Source organism: Kribbella sp. VKM Ac-2566, assembly GCF_004366005.1.
In the GTDB taxonomy this organism is placed as follows: Bacteria; Actinomycetota; Actinomycetes; order Propionibacteriales; family Kribbellaceae; genus Kribbella; species Kribbella pratensis.
Window position 1 is genome coordinate 801,033 of sequence record NZ_SODT01000008.1, and the last position, 18,473, is coordinate 819,505.

General features: G+C 69.3%; 18 protein-coding genes. 12 read left to right on the plus strand and 6 right to left on the minus strand.

Features of this window, described 5'->3' with window-relative positions:
- Nucleotides 1–56: 56 nt before the first annotated feature.
- Nucleotides 57–338 carry an antibiotic biosynthesis monooxygenase gene (locus EV647_RS06715; protein WP_166680232.1) on the minus strand — a complete coding sequence of 94 codons (282 nt, stop codon included), beginning with the start codon at nt 336–338 and terminating at the stop codon, nt 57–59.
- A gap of 66 nt (nt 339–404) precedes the next feature.
- Here EV647_RS06715 and EV647_RS06720 point away from each other — a divergent pair, with 66 nt between their 5' ends.
- The 3 genes from EV647_RS06720 to EV647_RS06730 are packed head-to-tail and all read left to right on the plus strand — an operon-like array spanning nt 405 to nt 4,932.
- Complete coding sequence (locus EV647_RS06720; protein WP_133999962.1) at nt 405–3,455, plus strand: AAA family ATPase; 3,051 nt, start codon at nt 405–407, stop codon at nt 3,453–3,455.
- Between the two features lie 36 nt (nt 3,456–3,491).
- Nucleotides 3,492–4,613 (plus strand): bifunctional 2-polyprenyl-6-hydroxyphenol methylase/3-demethylubiquinol 3-O-methyltransferase UbiG, encoded by a 1,122-nt coding sequence (locus EV647_RS06725; protein ID WP_166680233.1) that lies wholly within the window; start codon nt 3,492–3,494, stop codon nt 4,611–4,613.
- A 28-nt stretch (nt 4,614–4,641) separates the two neighbouring features.
- Nucleotides 4,642–4,932, plus strand: coding sequence for a DUF6703 family protein (locus tag EV647_RS06730; RefSeq protein ID WP_133999968.1), 291 nt, complete (start codon nt 4,642–4,644; stop codon nt 4,930–4,932).
- Here EV647_RS06730 and EV647_RS06735 read toward each other — a convergent pair.
- Complete coding sequence (locus EV647_RS06735) at nt 4,929–5,474, minus strand: TetR/AcrR family transcriptional regulator (RefSeq protein ID WP_133999971.1); 546 nt, start codon at nt 5,472–5,474, stop codon at nt 4,929–4,931. The two genes, EV647_RS06730 and EV647_RS06735, sit on opposite strands and share 4 nt — an antisense overlap.
- 98 nt (nt 5,475–5,572) lie before the next feature.
- Between EV647_RS06735 and EV647_RS06740 the strand changes: the two genes are divergently transcribed.
- Nucleotides 5,573–6,811 (plus strand): FAD-dependent monooxygenase, encoded by a 1,239-nt coding sequence (locus EV647_RS06740; RefSeq protein ID WP_133999974.1) that lies wholly within the window; start codon nt 5,573–5,575, stop codon nt 6,809–6,811.
- On the opposite strand, the gene eboE is transcribed toward EV647_RS06740, so the two are convergent.
- Together eboE and EV647_RS06750 are read right to left on the minus strand one after the other, a co-directional pair.
- Complete coding sequence (eboE, locus tag EV647_RS06745; protein ID WP_133999977.1) at nt 6,770–7,918, minus strand: metabolite traffic protein EboE; 1,149 nt, start codon at nt 7,916–7,918, stop codon at nt 6,770–6,772. The genes EV647_RS06740 and eboE overlap by 42 nt on opposite strands.
- Before the next feature lie 108 nt (nt 7,919–8,026).
- The gene (locus tag EV647_RS06750; protein ID WP_133999980.1) at nt 8,027–9,322 is read right to left on the minus strand and encodes a YibE/F family protein; all 1,296 of its coding nucleotides are present in this window, start codon (nt 9,320–9,322) and stop codon (nt 8,027–8,029) included.
- Nucleotides 9,323–9,373: 51 nt separating this feature from the next.
- Between EV647_RS06750 and EV647_RS06755 the strand changes: the two genes are divergently transcribed.
- The 7 genes from EV647_RS06755 to EV647_RS06785 all read left to right on the plus strand — a co-directional run bounded on the left by EV647_RS06755 (nt 9,374) and on the right by EV647_RS06785 (nt 14,816).
- Nucleotides 9,374–10,327, plus strand: a complete 954-nt coding sequence (locus EV647_RS06755) for a metal ABC transporter substrate-binding protein (RefSeq protein ID WP_133999983.1) — start codon at nt 9,374–9,376, stop codon at nt 10,325–10,327.
- Entirely contained in the window at nt 10,324–11,082 is a 759-nt protein-coding gene (locus EV647_RS06760; RefSeq protein ID WP_133999987.1) for a metal ABC transporter ATP-binding protein, read from the plus strand. The genes EV647_RS06755 and EV647_RS06760 overlap by 4 nt, the downstream gene beginning before the upstream one ends.
- 115 nt (nt 11,083–11,197) lie before the next feature.
- Nucleotides 11,198–12,202 carry a metal ABC transporter permease gene (locus tag EV647_RS06765; RefSeq protein ID WP_133999990.1) on the plus strand — a complete coding sequence of 335 codons (1,005 nt, stop codon included), beginning with the start codon at nt 11,198–11,200 and terminating at the stop codon, nt 12,200–12,202.
- A 63-nt stretch (nt 12,203–12,265) separates the two neighbouring features.
- Nucleotides 12,266–12,661: a Fur family transcriptional regulator gene (locus EV647_RS06770; RefSeq protein WP_238156594.1), complete on the plus strand. Its 396-nt coding sequence runs from the start codon at nt 12,266–12,268 to the stop codon at nt 12,659–12,661.
- A gap of 50 nt (nt 12,662–12,711) precedes the next feature.
- Nucleotides 12,712–13,191: a MerR family transcriptional regulator gene (locus EV647_RS06775; protein ID WP_133999993.1), complete on the plus strand. Its 480-nt coding sequence runs from the start codon at nt 12,712–12,714 to the stop codon at nt 13,189–13,191.
- Between the two features lie 71 nt (nt 13,192–13,262).
- On the plus strand, nt 13,263–14,237 hold the full coding sequence (locus EV647_RS06780; RefSeq protein ID WP_202876056.1) for an aldo/keto reductase: 975 nt from the start codon (nt 13,263–13,265) through the stop codon (nt 14,235–14,237).
- Nucleotides 14,238–14,321: 84 nt separating this feature from the next.
- The gene (locus tag EV647_RS06785) at nt 14,322–14,816 is read left to right on the plus strand and encodes a GNAT family N-acetyltransferase (protein ID WP_133999999.1); all 495 of its coding nucleotides are present in this window, start codon (nt 14,322–14,324) and stop codon (nt 14,814–14,816) included.
- Here EV647_RS06785 and EV647_RS06790 read toward each other — a convergent pair.
- Nucleotides 14,802–15,743 (minus strand): sigma-70 family RNA polymerase sigma factor, encoded by a 942-nt coding sequence (locus tag EV647_RS06790; protein ID WP_134000002.1) that lies wholly within the window; start codon nt 15,741–15,743, stop codon nt 14,802–14,804. The two genes, EV647_RS06785 and EV647_RS06790, sit on opposite strands and share 15 nt — an antisense overlap.
- A 137-nt stretch (nt 15,744–15,880) precedes the next feature.
- On the opposite strand from EV647_RS06790, the gene EV647_RS06795 reads away from it, so the two are divergent.
- Nucleotides 15,881–17,260, plus strand: a complete 1,380-nt coding sequence (locus EV647_RS06795) for an MFS transporter (protein ID WP_134000006.1) — start codon at nt 15,881–15,883, stop codon at nt 17,258–17,260.
- Here EV647_RS06795 and EV647_RS06800 read toward each other — a convergent pair.
- Complete coding sequence (locus EV647_RS06800) at nt 17,211–18,305, minus strand: S-(hydroxymethyl)mycothiol dehydrogenase (protein ID WP_134000009.1); 1,095 nt, start codon at nt 18,303–18,305, stop codon at nt 17,211–17,213. The genes EV647_RS06795 and EV647_RS06800 overlap by 50 nt on opposite strands.
- Between the last annotated feature and the right edge of the window lie 168 nt (nt 18,306–18,473).

Here is an 18,473-nt window from a genome sequence, read left to right on the forward strand (position 1 = left end):
ACAGATCTACGGAAGGAACCAGGCTATCGGTCGCGAGCGCCGCTATCGAATCCGTGCTACATCGGCAAATCTTCGTACGCCGTCGGCTCGTCGATCGCCTGCGACAGCAGCGGGACCGCGGTCAGCTTCACGTCGTACGGCGAGAGCGCGCGCCGGTAGCTCCCGATGTTCTCGAATTCGAGGGTCAGCGCGAGCAGCTCCGGGTCGTCGACGTTCCGCCCGGTCCGGGCCGCGACGAACCCCTTCTGCAGCGCAAGTACGTCGACGGCCGCCTGCAACCGCTCTCCGAACCCGGCCTGCTCGGACTCCCCAACCCGGAACCTGATCACCACGAACACTCGAGTCACCTTACGGTAAGCGATCAGCACTTCCCCCCGTGGCTGTCGCCGCCGCACAGTGGCGGTATGCCCGAGCTTGTGGTGGGCCGGGAGCGGGAGCTCAGCACTCTCGCCGGCCTGCTGGACGAGGTCGAGCGCGGCCGCGGCCAGGGCGCGCTCCTGATCGGCGACGCCGGCATCGGGAAGTCGACCACGGCGGCGGCCTTCGCGGATACGGTGCGCGACCGCGGGTACGCCGTCGCGTGGGGGCGCTGCCCCGAGACCGAGGCGCTGCCCTACTGGCCGTGGCGGCAGGCGTTCCGCGCCCTCGGCCTCACGACGGCCTTGCCCGACTCTCCCGGCCCGGGACGAACCACTCTCTTCGCGGAGATCGCCGACCAGCTCGCCGCGGCGACCGCCAGGCGGCCGGCGGTCATCATCCTGGAGGACGTCCAGCTGGCCGACGGCACGACGCTGACCTTGCTCCGCTTCGTGGTCGGACTCCTCCCTGAACTGCCCTGTCTGCTCTTGATCACCAGCCGTGACAACGCCGTGGACGTCCCCGAGACGGTGGCCGAGACCTTGCGGGCGCTGCCACCCTCGTTCGTCCGGCTGCCTCTCGCCGGGCTGGCCCTGGCGGAGACCGTTCAACTGGTCGAGCGGGTGCTCGGCGCCGGCACGGATGCCGGATACGCCGGCGACGTACACGCGCGGACGGGAGGCAACCCGTTCTTCGTCCAGGAACTGGCCCGCCTGCACGCATCCCGCGGTACGACGTCCACGGAAACCCCGACCGGCGTCCGCCAGGTGCTCGAGCGCCGTCTCGCCCGTCTCAGACAGCCGGCGTACGACGTCCTCGCGGCGGCCTCCGTTCTGGGTGAGGACGTGGACATCGACCTGCTGGCGGCCGTCGAGCAGACGCCCGCGTCGGACGTCCTCGGCGTACTCGGTGACGCCGAAGCCGCTCGGTTGGCCGAGGTCGACGGGAACCGGGTCCGTTTCGCCCACTCGCTTGTCCGTGAGGTCGTCTACTCCGGTCTCGGAGCTGTGCGGAAATCCGACCTGCATCTGCGGGCCGCTCAGGCACTCACCGGACGCTGCTGCCCGACCGGAGTGCACAACGTGACCCACGGCCTGCCACTGGTGGACGCGTGCTGCAGCGCCGACCTGATCGAGGCGAACGCCGGCCGGGTGGCTGCGCACTATCGGGCCGCGATCGGTCAGCCCGATGCCGACAAGCTGTCCCGTGAGTTCGCACTCATCGCCGCCCGCGCCGCGATGCGCCGTTCCGGATACGAACAAGCGGTGCACTTCTACCGCTGGGCCGGAGACCTCGGTCCAGTGGTCCGGCTCGAGTTCGGCGAGGCGCAGGTGCTGGCCGGCGAACTGACGAGCGGACGAGACACCTTGCACGGCGTCGCCCGCGAGGCTGTCGCGACCGGCGATGCCGAGACGGCCGCCAGGGCAGTCCTGGCGATGGGCGGCGGTGTCGGCGGGTTCGAGGTCGACCTCACCGACCGCGAGCAGACCCAACTGCTCGAACGGGTGGTGCCGATGCTTCCGGCCGCCGCGCTCAAGGCGGCGGCCATGGCTCGGCTCGCCCTCGGCCGGACCCTCACCGACCATGGCGACCAGCCGCGGGAACTGGCGCGACAGGCGGTGACGCTGGCTCGTGAGACAGGAGATCCGCGAGCGGAGGTTGCCGCGTTGGCGGCGTGGTGCGACGTCCATGCGGGTCCCGACCACGTGGCCGAGCGGATCGCAGCCGCAGAACGCATGCTCGCCACCGCGTCCGAGACCGGCGATGTGGCACTCGTCCTGCTCGCCCGCCGGCAGTTGGTCGTAGCCCTGCTCGAACAGGGCCGCTTCGCGGAGGCCGACGTACAGATCGCCGCGTTCGCACACGCTGTCCGGCCGCTCGGCCTTCCGCTGCACAGCTGGCTGGTACCGATCTGGCAGGGCATGCGCGCGCTGATGAACGGTCACCCGGACGAGACGGCGGCGCACATCACTCGGGCCGCCCAGCTCGCCGAGGAGGCGGACAGCGCGAACGCGCGCCTGATGGTGTTCGCGCTTCGGACCGCCCACGCCTGCGCGACAGGGACCATGCCGAAGCTCCGGGGGTACCTCGACGAGGCGATGGCGCCGTACGCCGGTAACCCGATGGCCGACGGCCCGTACGCCTACTTCTCGCTGCATGCCGGCGCGGCCGAACGGGCGCGTGCCATCGTCCGGCACCGGGCCCGCAACGGTCTGGACGCGATCGTGAAGGACGCCGAGTGGCTGGAGTCGATCGCCTTCTTCGGCGAGGCCGCGCGACTGACCGGTGACGACGAGGCGGTTGCGCTGGCGTACGACGCGTTGGCGCCGTACTCCGAACTGTGGGTGGTCGACGGGATCGGTGGCGCGTGCTTGGGCACCGTCGCACTGTTCCTCGGCCGGCTCGCGGCGCACTTGGGACGCCCGGAGGCGCGCCGGCTGCTCGAAACCGCGCTCGAGGCGCACCGGGCAGTGGATGCGGAGACCCTGGTCGTCGAGACCGAGAAGGCGTTGGCCGAGCTGGGCGTCGGCCGCCTCCCCCGGCCGACCGACACCGGCGAGCTGTGCCGGCTCGGCGCGACCTGGGCGGCGACCTGGCGTGGCGTGACCGCGCATGTGCCGGATTCCAAGGGAGTTCGCGATCTCGCGGTCCTGCTGGCACGGCCGCGTACTCCGGTCGGCGTGCTCGACCTGTCGGGGCCGGGGCGAGTCGCCGGCGGCGATCTCGGGCCATTGCTCGACGACCAAGCGCGTACGGCGTACCGCGAGCGGCTGCGCGAACTGGACGAGGATCTGGCCGAGGCGGAAGCCTGCAACGACCTGGCCCGGGCCGAGAAGGCCCGCGCGGAGCGGGACTTCCTGGCGCGCGAACTCGCCGGGGCGCTGGGGCTGGGCGGCCGGGCCCGGTCCGCGGGTGACCCGGTCGAGCGGAGCCGGAAGGCTGTCTCGATGCGGATCGCGGCCGCCGTCAAAGCGATCGAGCGTGTCCATCCGGCGCTCGGGCGGCATCTACGGGCCTCGATCCGGACCGGCCGGCAGTGCGTGTACGAACCCGAGGACGACGTCACGTGGCATTGCCAGTCCGCACCTGGCGCCTGAGTGGTGAAGGCAGTAACCACTCAGGAGGGGATGGACATGACCACCGACATGACGACAACTGACACGACCACCACCGACACGGCCACAACCGACTCCGCTTCCGCCGAGGCGCTGGTCGGGCGGATGTTCGGTGCGGCGCTCGGCGCGGCCGAGCTGTACACGATCTACCTCGGCGACGTCCACGGTCTCTACCGGGCAATCGGCGACGCCGGTCCGACTACCGCCACCGAGCTCGCCGACCGGACCGGTCTCGATCACCGGTATCTCGTCGAATGGCTGCAGTCACAGGCGATCAGCGGCCTGCTCACGATCGACGGGACCGACGTCTGGACAGATCGCTACGAGCTCGCGCCGGGAATCCGGGAGACACTTCTCGACCCCGCGAACCCCTTCTTCGCCGGCGGTCTGGCCGCGATCCTGCCCGCCGTCGGCCACGCGTTCCCGCAACTGGTGGAGGCTTTTCGGACCGGCGCCGGCGTGCCGTACGCGGCGTACGGCCAGGAGGCTGTCATCGCGCAGGAGGCCCTGAACCGGCCCGCGTACGCCAACTCGCTCATCGCGGAGTGGGTCCCGGCTGTTCCCGGCCTGCACGACGTCCTGTCCCGCGGCGCGCGGGTCGCCGACCTCGGGACCGGTGCGGGCTGGTCGGCGATCGAGCTCGCGAAGGCGTACCCGGCGGTCCGCGTGGACGGTTACGACAACGACGAGGACTCGATCACCCGGGCTCGCCGGAACGCCGCGGAGCAAGGTGTGGCCGACCGCGTCGACTTCGAGGTCCGCGACATCACCGCGATCGCCGCGGGTGGGACGCCGTACGACGTGGTGACGTTCTTCGAGTGCCTGCACGACTTCGCGCACCCGGTCGAGGCGCTGACCGCCGCCCGCGAGGCCCTCGCACCAGGCGGTTCGGTGATCGTCATGGACGAGCGTGCGGACGAGGTACTGGCGGCGCCGGGCGACGAGGTACAGCGGTTCCTGGCTGCTGCCAGCGTCATCTGGTGCACGCCACAGGGACGGGTCGACGAGGACTCGGAGGTCGTCGGCACGATGCTGCGGCCGGACCGGTTGCGTCAGCTCGCCGGAAGGGCCGGGTTCGGTACGGTCGACGTACTGCCGATCGACCACCCGTTCTGGCGGTTCTACCGGCTGACCCCGTAGCGGTTCCCGCACCTGGAACAATGGCGGCATGAGCACCCCGAGCAGTCCGTTGCGGCAGCGGATCACGAAGGTCAGTTACCCGTACGTCGCGAAGCTGCATGCCGCACCGAAGCTGACCCTGCCGGGGATCACGCTCCTGCTGGCGTTGGTCGGAGTGTTCGCGCCGGTGCCCGTGGGGGTGCTGCTGCTGGCGCTGCTGCTCGGCTGGCTGGCGTTCCTGTCGTGGCCGGCGGTGACGACGGCCGGACCGCGGTTCCTGCGGATCTTCTCGATCCTCGTCATCCTGCTGTTCGCGGTCTCGCGGATCGCCACCGGTTAGTCAGGGCGACCGAGACTGTCGTACGCCGCTTCGACCGCAGCCTCACGGAGTTCGGCGACGGGCTCGTGGTCGATCATCACCGCGCAGTCGGACAGTCCGCCGAGCGCGACCATGCAGCGGACCACGTCGGACAGCGACGGGCTGGTGCCGATCAGCAGTTCCGCGAGCGTGCCGCGCCATTCGATGAAGCGCTCGGCGAGCTTCAGTTCGTGCAGCACCGAGAGGTCGCGGATCGCGAGCTGGATCAGCGCGCGGTGCCGGTAGGCGAGGTCGAAGTACGAGCCGAGCAGTTCCCGCGGCGGGATCGGGGCGGCCGCCTGTTGCGCCGCGGCGTACGCCTCGAACTCGGCGATCATCGGCTCGACCAGGCTGTTCAGCAGGTCCTCGCGGGACGCGAAGTGGTAGTACAGCGCAGGCTTGGTGACGCCGAGGCGATCGGCGATGTCGCGCAGGCTGGTCTGCTGCATCCCGCGCTCGGCGAACAGCTCCAGCGCGGCCTGCTGGATCCGCGCCCGGGTGTCACCGGTCCGTTGTCTCGGCATACCCGGAAGATTAGCTGACCTTCCGGTAAGTAAGCCATTGACAACCCCGCTGTCGTTTACTTACCTTCCGATAAGTAAACAAACGTCAGGGAGGCGCCATGAAGGTCCTGATCTCGGGTGCGAGCGTGGCCGGCCCGGTCCTCGCCCACTGGCTGCACCGCTACGGCTTCGAGCCGACGCTCGTCGAACGCACCCCGGCCGGACGGCACGGCCTCGGCGGCCACGCGGTCGACCTGTTCGGCCCGGCCGCCGAGGTCGCCCGCCGGATGGGGCGGCTCGACGCGATCGAGGCGTCCCGCACCCGGCTCGACACGATGACGATCGAGCGGTTCGGCCGGCGACCGGTGCACATCGACCTCACCCGCCTGTACGCCGGCATCTCGAGCGATCACGTGGAGATCCTCCGCGGCGAGCTCACCAAGATCCTGTACGACGCGACCCGCGACACCGCCGAGTACCTGTTCGGCGACTCGATCGCAACCCTGCACGACGACGGCGCCGGGGTCGACGTCACCTTCGACTCCGGCCGGGAGCGCCGCTTCGACCTGGTGATCGGCGCGGACGGCTTGCACTCGAACGTCCGGCGACTCGCCTTCGGCCCCGAGGAGTCGATGCGCCGGCCACTCGGCGGCTACCTCGCCGTGTACTCGATGCCGCCGGTGCTCGGTCTCGGCGACCGGATGCTGGGCCACCTCAGCGTCGACAAGCTGTGCGGCGCGTACGGCGTCTACCAGACCGGTCAGGAGCGCGCGACGTTCCTGTTCCGGAAGCGGGAGGAACTGCGGTACGACTACCGGGACAAGGAGCAACAGAAGGTCTTACTGGTGAAGGAGTTCGGCGACTACGGCTGGAAGGTGCCCCAGCTCTTGGAGCACTTGGACACGGCCGACGACTTCTACTTCGACTCGATCACGCAGATCACGCTCGACAGCTGGCAACGGGGCCGCATCGCCCTTGTCGGTGACGCAGGGTTCTGCCCGGGCCCGGCCGTGGGCGGCGGCACCAGTCTCGCGATGGTGACGGCGTACATCCTCGCCGGTGAGCTGGCCGCGGCCCGCAGCGATCCGCCGTCCGGCCTGAAGAACTACGAGAAGGCCGTACGGCGACATGTCGAGCTCACCCGGGGGATCGGACCGACCACGATGCGCGGGATCATTCCCGGTGGACGTGCGGCTCTCGAACTGATGCCGTTCGCGGCTGCCGCCGTATCGAAGCTGCCGGTCCCGGTGCAGCGGCTCATCTGGTCACGAAACGCCGCCGGCAAGGCACTGACGGCCGTACCACTCCCCGACTACTCAGACCTCATTCAGTCCAAGGGCGGTCAGGCGGTCGCGTAGCCAGGTCAGCTCCTTGGCGATCCGTTTCGCCAACGCCTGCTGGGTTCTGGCCGCACGCGGCCACACGTACACCTCTGACTCCAGGTGGTGCGTGAGTGGATGCCCACCACCCACCAGTCTGGTCAGACAGTCGTCCAGTACGCCGGTTGTCGCGCTCAACGGATCTGGGGGCGCAGCGTGGGCCGCCAGGTGGGCGTGCATCCGCCAGGCGGCGTGACCGGACAGTTCGTAGGCCTGTGCCACGTCGTCCACCCCAGGTCCGCCCCACTCACGTACCTGGCGCAGGTACTTCGGTGTGCCGAGCTGACCGAGTACGTACCGACCGGACGCGTCCCCCGGGTCCACGAGCGTCGGCGCGAGGGACAGCTGCGCCTTGACCACATCCACACCCGCTCGCCACAGCAGCTCGAACGACTCGGCCGGATCCTCGAACTGCACAGCGAGATGACAGGTGTCGAGCCCCAGTCCGATACGCGACGCACCGCCGTACGGGCTGGAGTAGCGGTCGAGCCACGCGGCGGCCTGGCCGATCATCTCGAGGACGCAGCCCGGCTCGGTCTCGACGGCGATCCGGATCCTCCGGCCGGTCCTGGACTCGGTCCGGGCCAGGTGCTGTTCGACGCGATCGATCGCCTCGCGCGCGGCACGGTTCCGCTCCTTCGACCAGGGCACCCGCCAGCCGAGCGGCACGGTCGAGATCGATCCGTACGCGGCGTCCGAGGGGAGCAGTTCGGCGAGCACGTCGATCAGGTCGAAGGTGTAGCGGAGTCGCTCGGGGTCGGTCCAGTCGGGGCAGTACAGCTTCGTACCGACGACCTTGTCGGCGAACTGTGCGTGCGGTGTGCCGTTCAGCGTCACGACCTCGAGCCGGTTGCGCTGCAACGCCCGGCGAAGCTTGCTGAGCGCGGCCGGCGAGTTCGCGAGACGATCGGCGAGCCGATGCGGAAACCACAGGCCGACCCCGAGGACAGGTACGCCGAGTGCCGAGCGGACCGCGCCCGCGCAGCTGTCGAGACCGGCGATCAGCTCCTCGAGCTCCGCGGCCGGATGCACCGTCGCGCAGTACCCCAGATGAACGGTAGACCCGTCCCGATGACAGAACCTCATCCGCGCTCCTCACCCCGTTAGGTCGCGGAAGGTGAGTGCGGGCGGACTCTCCGTGACCTATTTGCACTGTAGAAGTCTTGCGGGCTGGGCGGAAGGGCTGATTTTCGGTCAGAGCCGTTCGGCGTCGGCGACCAGTTCGCGGGAGCGGTCCGCGACTGCCATTGCGGCGAGTGCGGTGGTGAGCGGGACAGCCGCGATGATCCCGAGGCTGCCGACGAGACCGCGGACCACCTCCATCGCGACCGACTCGGTCGAGAGCACGGACAGCGTGGGCAGGTCCTGGATCGCGAACACGATCAGCACCGGCATCGCGGCACCGGCGTACGCGAGAACCAGCGTGTTGACCACGGAAGCGACGTGGGTCCGGCCGATCCGCAGGCCCGCGGACATCAGCTCACGCCGGCTCGCCGCGGGGTTGGCGGCGGACAACTCCCACACGGCGGCCGCCTGCGTGACCGTGACGTCGTCGAGGACCCCCAACGCTCCGATCACCATCCCTGCCACCAGCAGACCGGTCAGATCGAGGTTGGGCGCGAACGACTTGGCCGTGGACGCACCCTCGGCGGCCAGCCCGCTCAATTGCGAGAACTTGGCGAAGAACCAGCCGAGCAGCACGGTCAGCCCGAGCGCGGCGATCGTCCCGGCCAGCGCGATCGACGACTCCGCATTGACCCCGTGCGTGAGGAACACCGCGATCGTCATGATCACGGCCCCGCCGACGACGGCGACCACCAGCGGATTCGAGCCCTTCAGGATCGCCGGCAGGATGAACTGGGTGAGCATCACGGCGGTCACCCCCAGCGCGATCAGGGCGGCGAACCCCCGCCACCGGGACAGCGCGACCACGGCGATCGCGAAGATCACCGCGAGGATCAGCAGCGGTTTCGACCGGTCGTGGTCGACGTACTGGTAGCGCTGGTCGAGCGGCGCGCCCTCCTGGATGCCGAGCATCACCGACTGACCGGCCTTGATCGCGAACGGGGTCTGGCCGGCGCTCGGCACCTCGACCGGCACCGCCTTCCCCTTGTCCGGACCGTTGCTCAACTTGACCGTGGCCAGCTCGCACTTGTCCTTCGGATCCGGGCACGCCTTGATCGCGGTCACCTCGCCGCGGGCGGTGCTGGTCTGGTACGAGTCGACCTTCACTCCCCCGCCCGGCCAGAGCGCGATCATCAGCACCACGGCCGCGGTGATCAACGGGATCAGGACCGCGGCGACGACGATCCGGACGCGGCGGGCGACGACCGCGTCGGAGTTCACCACCGAGGTGTCGACCACGTGGTCGCCGTGACCGTGACCGTGACCGTGTCCGTGTCCGTGGCCGTGTCCTTGCGGAATAGCGAGTGTCCGTCGGCGGTTGCCCTTGTGGTCGGCACGTCGTCGCCCGACGTTGCGGCTGGCCATCGTGAACTCCCTGTTTTGACAATCAGTTCCAATTAAATGAAAATGATTGTCATGAAATCTGGTCTTCGAGCTGTCCTCGCCGGCGCCACCGCCCTGGCCGCCCTCACCCTGGCCGGGTGCGGCGACTCCGCCGACGACACTGGCAACGGCACCGGTGGCGGCAAGCTCGACGTCGTGGCTTCGTTCTACCCGCTCGAGTTCATCGCCCGCACAGTGGGGGGCGATGCGGTGAACGTGACCACGCTGACAGCGCCCGGTGTCGAGCCTCACGACCTCGAGCTGACCCCCAAGCAGGTCGGCGAGATCGCGGAGGCGAAGCTGGTCGTCTTCGAGAAGGAGCTGCAGCCGGCCGTCGACGAGGCCGTCGAGCAGAACGCGAAGGACGCCGGATTCGACATCACCCCGGCCGCCCAGCTGGAGGCGACCGGCGCGGACTTCGAGGAGCACGAGGAAGGTGCAGAGAAGGCCGCCCACAAGGACAGTGCCCTCGACCCGCACTTCTGGCTCGACCCGGTGCGGTACGCCGCGGTCGTCAAGGCGGTCGAGGACAAGCTCGTGAGCGTCGACGGCGCCAACGCCGCCGGGTACCACGAGCGGGCGAAGGCGCTGCTCGAGCAGATCGGCAAGCTCGACACGGCGTACAAGACGGGTCTGGCGACGTGCAAGCTGAAGACGTTCGTGACCAGCCACGAGGCGTTCGCGTACCTCGCGAAGCGGTACGGTCTGACGATGGTCGGGATCGCCGGGTTCACGCCCGACGCGGAGCCGGCACCGGCCCGGATCAAGGAGGTCCAGGACATCGTGAAGGCCCAGCACGTGACGACCATCTTCTACGAGGAGCTGGTCAGTCCGAAGGTGGCCGAGACGATCGCGAAGGACGTCGGCGTCAAGACCGCCGTACTGAGCCCGATCGAGGGCCTGTCGGACGCGAACTCCAAGGAAACGTACCTGACCTTGATGCAGGAGAACCTGCAAGAACTGCAGAAGGCGAACGGCTGCTCGTGACATCCGAGAACGACTCCGCCAGGGCCGTCCAGGTCGACGATCTGTCCGTCGATCTGGGCGGCCGTCTGGTGCTTCGGGGTATCGACCTGCGGATCCGCCAGGGCGAGGTGGTCGCCGTGCTCGGCACCAACGGCTCCGGTAAGTCCACGCTGATCAAGACCGTCGTCGGGCTGCTCCCGGCGGCGCGTGGCGAGGTCCGGTTGTTCGGGACGCCGGTCCCGCGGTTCCGCGAGTGGCGGCGGGTCGGGTACGTGCCGCAGCGCATCACCGCGGCCGGCGGCGTACCGGCGACCGTGTACGAGGTGGTGTCGTCCGGTCTGCTCTCGAAGAGGCGGATGTTCGCCCCGCTCGGTGCCGCCGGCAAGCAGGCGATCGAGGACGCGCTCGAGGTCGTCGACATGGCCGACCGTCGGAAGGATGCGGTCGCCGAGCTGTCCGGCGGGCAGCAGCAGCGGGTGCTGATCGCCCGGGCCCTGGTGTCCGACCCGGAGCTGCTGATCCTCGACGAGCCGACGGCCGGCGTGGACCTGGCCAGCCAGCAGATCTTCGCCGACGCGGTCCGGGAGCGGGTCGCCCGCGGCACGACCGTGGTGATGGTGAGCCACGACCTCGGCCCGATGGACGCCCTGATCGACCGCTCGGTCGTGATGCGCCGCGGCCGCGTCGTGTACGACGGCCCGCCGCACGCCTCCCAGACCCACGCCCACGTCCACCATTCCCACACCGACGACGACCCCGGTTGGCTGACCTCATGACTCTGCTGATGCCACGCCTCCGGCGCGGCGGGTCATGGGGCTGTAACTCCCGGCCTTCCCTCGTCGCTTCGGTCGCTTCGCTCCCTGCGCTCCTCAGTCCAGGCCGGGAGGCCCCATGACCATGTTCCAGCTCGAGTTCATGCAGCGGGCCCTGATCGCCGGGCTGCTCACAGGGCTGTCGGCGCCCGCTATCGGGACGTACCTGGTGCAGCGGAGGCTGTCGCTGATGGGTGACGGCATCGGCCACATCGCGATCACCGGTGTGGCGCTCGGTCTGCTCACCGGTAGCGCACCTGTGCTGACCGCCATCATCGTCTCGATCGCCGGCGCGACCGCCATCGAGCTGGTCCGCGCCCGCGGCAAGGCCACTGGCGACGTAGCGCTCGCCCTCCTGTTCTACGGCGGTATCGCGGGCGGCGTGCTGCTCATCGGCCTCGCAGGTCAGGGCGCAGCCACGCTGAACACGTACCTGTTCGGTTCACTCACCACGGTCTCCCAGAGCGACCTGTACGTCGTCGTCGGCCTCGCAGTCGCCGTACTGGTCGTAGCGATCGGCCTGGGTCCGCAGCTGTTCGCGGTGTGCCAGGACGAGGAGTTCGCCCGTACGACGGGACTCCGGGTCCAGCTGCTCAACCTGGTGATCGCTGTGATGGCTGCGGTCACTGTGACGGTCGCGATGCGCACGGTGGGACTGCTTCTGGTCAGTGCGCTCATGGTCGTCCCGGTGGCGACAGCGCAGCAGGTGACTCGGTCGTTCCGCAGTACGTTCATCACCGCGTGTGTCATCGGTGTGCTGGCGTGTCTGGCCGGCATCGTCACGTCGTACAACGCGAACGTGGCACCGGGTGCGACCATCGTCGTACTGGCTCTCGCCGGGTTCGTGGTGGCTGCGACAGTCGGGACGCTGTTGCGTCGGCGGGCCGGTCGGGCACGTCCGCTGGCGGATGAGGAGCCGGAGGTCGGCGTACCGGCACCGGAGCCACATGTGGTGAGTGCCGGGCACCCGCACGCGCACAACCCGGCCTGTGGCCACAAGAAGGTCGAGCACGGGGACCACGTCGACTACGTACACGACGGTCACCTGCACGCGGCGCACGGGGATCACTGGGACGAGCACTGATGCAGCATTGGGTTGCTGGGTTCTGAGAGACTGGAGGGCGGTAGAGAGATGTCAGGAGGAACGGTGGCTATCGGAACACGCTCGACCCGTCAACGCGCGGCGGTCGCGCTCGCGCTCGACAAGATCGACGACTTCCGGACCGCCCAGGAGATCCACCAGGAGCTCCGGTCCGCCGGTGAGGCCGTCGGCCTGACCACTGTCTACCGCACCCTGCAGGCGCTCGCGGACTCCCGCGAGGTCGACGTACTGCGCACCGCCGACGGCGAAACGGCGTACCGGCGCTGCTCGAAGGGTCACCACCACCACCTGGTCTGCCGCAGCTGCGGCCGGACCGTCGAGGTCGAGGGCCCCGCCGTCGAGCGCTGGGCCGACAAGGTCGCGGCCGAGCACGGCTACGCCGACATCAGCCACACCCTGGAAATCTTCGGCACCTGCGCCGAATGCCAGAAGGTCGAGTGACGTAGGTCACCTTTGCCTTTGAGCGCGCTCCAAGGCATACGGTCGTAGACATGAACGCGACCGAACTGCTCGCCACGGACCGCCGGGCTGCCATCGCGGCACACCACCCGGAGCTGGAGCCGATCGATCCGGACCTGCTGTGCCTGCTCGAGCTGCCGGACGATCTGCCCGAACAGCTGTCGATCGCCGAGGCGTCCGAGCTCACCGGCCTGACCGCGCACACCCTGCGGTACTACGAGCGCATCGGCCTGGTCGACGTACGCCGGGACACCGCCGGGTACCGCAGCTACGACCGGCGGGCGATGGCGCGGATCGTGTTCATCAGCAGGCTGCGTGCCTCCGGCATGCCGATCGGCACGATCAGCCACTACCTGGAGCTGGTGCTCGAGGGCGACCACACCGCACCCCAGCGGCTCGCCCTGATGCAGGAGCACCGTGACCGGATCCAGCGGCAGCTGCGCGATCTGCAGCTCGCCCTCGCGGTGACCGACTACAAGATCACCGTGTACGGCGGCACCGCCGCCCCGTAACCAACCGTTCAGCTCAGCCGACCGTTGCGCACGTTCGGCCGGCGGAGCCATGCCTTCTGATGGGAGAAATCATGAAACTGGGTAGCCAAGGCGCCGAGGTCAGCCGGCTCGGACTCGGCTGTATGGGGATGAGCTTCGCGTACGGCGCGGCCGACGACAACGAGTCGGCCGCGACGCTGCACCGGGCGCTCGACCTCGGCATCACGTTCCTCGACACCGCTGACATGTACGGGTTCGGCGCCAACGAGGAGCTCGTCGGCCGGACCATCGCCGATCGCCGCGACGAGGTGTTCCTCGCGACGAAGTTCGGCATCGTCGGCGACCCGCGGGACCCGGCGGTGCGCAGAGTGCACGGTTCGCCGGAGTACGTCCGGTCCGCGATCGACGCGTCGCTCCAGCGGCTCGGCGTCGACCACGTCGACCTCTACTACCAGCACCGGATGGATCCCGACGTACCCGTCGAGGAGACCGTCGGCGCGATGGCGTCGCTGGTGGAAGCCGGGAAGGTGCGGTACCTCGGGCTGTCCGAGGCGTCGGCGGAGACGATCCGGCGGGCGCACGCCGTACATCCGATCACCGCCGTGCAGAGCGAATGGTCACTGTTCAGCCGGGACATCGAGGAGTCGGTGCTGCCGGCCTGCCGCGAGCTCGGCATCGGGATCGTGCCGTACTCGCCGCTCGGACGCGGCATGCTCACCGGCGCACTGCCCACGGAGCTCCCCGCCGACGACTTCCGCCGTACCCTCCCCCGCTTCACCGGCGACAACCTGGAGGCGAACCTCGCGCTGGTCGAGGAGATCCGCGCGGTGGCCGCACGGTACGACGCGACCCCCGGACAGGTCGCACTCGCCTGGGTGCTTGCGCAGGGCAACGACGTCGCGCCGATCCCGGGGACGAAGCGGCGCAAGTACCTGGAGGAGAACTTCGGGGCGCTCGACCTCGCGCTGTCCGCCGCTGACGTCGAGGCGCTGTCGAAGCTCACGCCGGTCGGCAACCGCTACCCGGACATGAGCTGGGTCGCCGGGCAGACCGCTCCACGGGACTGATAAACTGACCGCAGTAAGCCTTCCGTACCGGACTCTTCCGGCGGGAGGCTTTTCTGCGTTCTAAACAAGTTTCTGAGGAGACCCATGCCTGATCTCGTGGTGCGCCGTGTCCAGCCGTCCGACCGACCGGTGATGGAGCGGCTGTGGCTGATGTTCCGCCATGACATGTCCGAGTTCCAGGGCCAGCTCCCGCGACCCGACGGCAGCTTCCGCACCGAGTGGCTGGAGAAGGTCCTCACCGGCGATCCGGAGTGGGCGGGGTACCTGATCTCGCTGGGCGAGAACCCGGTCGGCTTCTGCTTCATGCGAGCGCTGCAGCAGCCGGTGCACGTGCTGAACGCGTTCTTCATGGTGCGTGCGGTACGGCGCAGTGGGTTCGGGCTGCGCGCGGTCCAGGAAGTGCTGTCGCATCACCCCGGTCCGTGCGACGTCGCGTTCCAGGCGAACAACGAGAAGGCGGTCAGGTTCTGGCAGCGGGTCGCGATGGAGGTCTCCGGCGACGTGTGGACCCAGGAGGCCCGCCCGATCGCCGGCAAGCCGGACGCGACCCCCGATCTGTGGATCTCATTCAAGGTCTGACGGCAGGCCGAAGTATGCGAAGAGCTCCTGGCCGAAGAAGACCACGTTGTGGGTGATGCCGGCCTTGGCGACCGTGAACACCTGCAGGCTGTGGGCGTGGAAACGACCGTCGTCCCCGCGCACGTAGGCGCCGACGGCCGGCTGGTCGTTGGCGACCGTGGGCAGCATTCGCCAGGCCGGTCCACGCATCGCGTACACGCGGGCCATGAACTCGCCGTACGCACCGCGGCCGACATACCAGAGCGGAGCCGGCGGCATCTCGAGGACGACCTGGTCGGTGAGCAGCCGGGTCAGGCCGTCGACGTCGGCGGCCTCGAACGCCCGGACGTAGTCGTCGATGACGGACTTGACCTCTCGGTCGTCGGGCTCGTCGACGTCGTCCTCGGTGATGTCGATCTCGGCGAGCTTGGCGCGGGCCCGCTGCAGCGCGCTGTTCACGCTCGCGGACGTCGTCTCCAGCGCCTCGGCGATGTCCGCAACCGGCCAGTCGAGGACGTCCCGAAGTACCAGGACCGCGCGCTGCCGTGCCGGCAGGTACTGCATGGCCGCGATCAGGGCCAACCGCAGGCTCCCCCGCGCGACCATCGCCGCCGCGGGATCGGTCGGGAACGGCTGCAGCCATGACACGTCCGTCGACAGCTCGATCGGTGCCTGGGCGTCCTCGGTCGCACTCACCAGCCCCGAGGGCAGTGCGCGACGGCCTCTACCTTTGAGCGCGGTCAGGCAGGCGTTCGTGGCGATCCGGTACAGCCACGTCCGCAGCGAGGCCCGCTGCTCGTCGTACGTGCCGTAGGCCCGCCACGCCCGCAGCAGGGTCTCCTGCACCAGGTCTTCCGCGTCGTGAATCGATCCGAGCATGCGATAGCAGTGCACCAGCAGCTCGTGCCGGTACGGCTCGGCCCGCCGGTCGAAGTCGTCACGGTCCATCGAGGTCAGCCTCCCACAGTCCGGTTGCGGGAGTACGTACTGCGCAACCACGGGAAAATCATCGGTCCGCCGCCGATGAATCCGGCCGACGCGCCAGGTATACACCCACGTCCCGTGCAGACGAGGGAGAAAACCTGATGACCGTTGTAACCACCGATCGCGCTGTCGATGCCGGCACCCGGCGCGGGCTGATGCTCGCCGTCCTGCTGCTCGGCCAGTTCATGGCGCTGCTCGACACGTCCATCGTGAATGTCGCGATGCCTGCCATCGGCTCCGGGTTCCACGCCTCCGGCGCCTGGCTGCAACTGGTGGTCGGCGGCTACCTGGTGGCGTACGCGATGACGCTGATCACCGGCGCCCGGCTCGGCGACCTCTTCGGCCGCCGCCGGATGTACCTGACCGGAGCGATCCTCTTCACGCTCGCGTCCCTCGCCTGCGGGCTGGCGCCCGCGGTCCTGCCGCTGGTGCTGTTCCGGTTCGTCCAGGGCGTCGCCGCGGCGATCATGGTGCCGCAGATCATGAGCCTCATCCAGGCCCACTTCGCCGGACCGGCCCGCGCCAAGGCGCTGTCGGCGTACGGCGTCACGCTGTCCGCCGGCCAGATCGCCGGGCTCATCGCAGGCGGCCTCCTGGTCGGCGCGAACCTTCTCGGCTCCGGCTGGCGGTCGGTGTTCCTGGTCAACGTCCCGGTCGGCATCTGCCTGGCGATCCTGGTGCCGCAGTCGATCCCGGCGGACCGGCCGGCCGCAACCCGTCGCCTCGACGTGACCGGGCTGGCGTTGTCGACCTGCGCCGTACTGCTGATGGTGCTGCCGGCGGTGGTCGGGCACGAGCTCGGGTGGCCGCTGTGGACCTTCGGCTGCATCGCCGCCGGTGTGGTTGTCGCGGCGGTGTTCGTCCGGTTCGAGCGCCGTACGGCCGACCCGTTGCTCAACCTCGAGGTCCTGCGCGCCCGCGGGTTGCCGACCGGTCTCCTGACGATGGTATGCATGCTGCTGGCGATGGGTGGATTCCTGTTTGCGTTCACCCTTCATCTGCAGACCGAGCTCGGTGAATCAGCCATGCGGGCCGGGCTGACCTGGCTCCCGTTCGCCGTCACCTTCGGTCTGGTCGGCTACTTCTGGCGCCTGGTCCCGAGCCGGCTGCACCACCTCCTCGTCCCGGTCGGCCTCGCGCTCTGCACCCTCGGCTACGCGGGCATCGGACCGTTCCAGTGGCCGGCTCTGCTCCTGGCCGGAGCCGGGATGGGTCTATCCGCGAGCCCGCTCGTCACCCAGTCTCTGGCGCACGTCCCGCTGCCGCGCGCGGCCGACGCGAGCGGCATCCTCACGACCGCCATGCAGCTGAGCCAGGTCGGCGGCGTCACGATCTTCGGAACGTTGTACCTGTCGACGCACTCGTTCCCGGCCACGAGCCGGGCGATCGCCCTGGCGGCGGCGATCGGCATCGTCGCCGCCGGGTTCCTCGCTAGAACAGGACGACCGACCGCAGTACGTCGCCGTGGTGCATCTTCGTGAACGCGTCCTCGACGTCCTCGAGCGCGATCGTCTCGGACACGAAGCGATCCAGCGGCAGGCGGCCCTGGAGATGGAGGTCGATCAGCATCGGGAAATCGCGAGACGGGAGGCAGTCGCCGTACCAGCTGGACTTCAGGGAGCCGCCGCGGCCGAAGAAGTCCAGGAGGGGCATGTCGAGGCGCATGTCCGGCGTCGGTACGCCGACCAGCACCACGGTGCCGGCCAGGTCGCGCGCGTAGAACGCCTGCTTCCAGGTCTCCGGACGACCAACTGCGTCGATCACCACATCGGCGCCGAACCCGCCGGTCAGCTCCTGCACCGCCGCGACGACCCCGTCGTGGTCCAGCCCCTTCGAGGTGATCGTGTGCGTCGCGCCGAGCTCCTGCGCGGTGGTGAGCTTGCGCTCGTCGAGGTCGATCGCGATCACCTTCGCGGCTCCGGCGAGGCGTGCTCCGACCACAGCCGCCGTACCGACGCCGCCCGAGCCGATCACGGCGACGGTGTCTCCGCGGCCGACGTTGCCTGTGTTGAGCGCGGCGCCGAGGCCGGCCATCACGCCGCAGCCGAGCAGGCCCGCGACCTCGGGCTTGGCGGCGGGGTCGACCTTCGTGCACTGCCCGGCCGCGACCAGGGTCTTCTCCGCGAACGCTCCGATGCCGAGTGCGGGGCTCAGCTCGGTGCCGTCCGCGAGCGTCATCTTCTGCTTGGCGTTGTGCGTGTTGAAGCAGTACCAGGGCCGGCCGCGCAGGCAGGCGCGGCAGTTGCCGCAGACGGCCCGCCAATTCAGTACGACGAAGTCACCCGGCTGTACGTCGGTCACGCCGTCGCCGACCGACTCCACGATCCCCGCGGCCTCATGCCCTAGCAGAAAGGGAAAGTCGTCGTTGATCCCGCCCTCGCGGTAGTGCAGATCCGTGTGGCAGACCCCGCACGCCTGCACCTTCACGACCGCTTCCCCGGGACCCGGATCCGGGACCGTGATCTCCTCGATCGACACCGGCGCACCCTTGCCCGCCGCCACCACACCACGCACCGTCTGAGCCATTCCCCGAACCTAACCGCCATGGCCCGTCCACGTCAGCCTCCCCGGCGTGTGGGTGTGCGTAAGAACAGGACGTAGTCGTCTACGTACACGACTCCTCCCGCCTGAACCCGGGCGTCCGCGACCCGGTTGACCCCACCACCTCCTGTTCTTACGTACACCTCTGTCCAC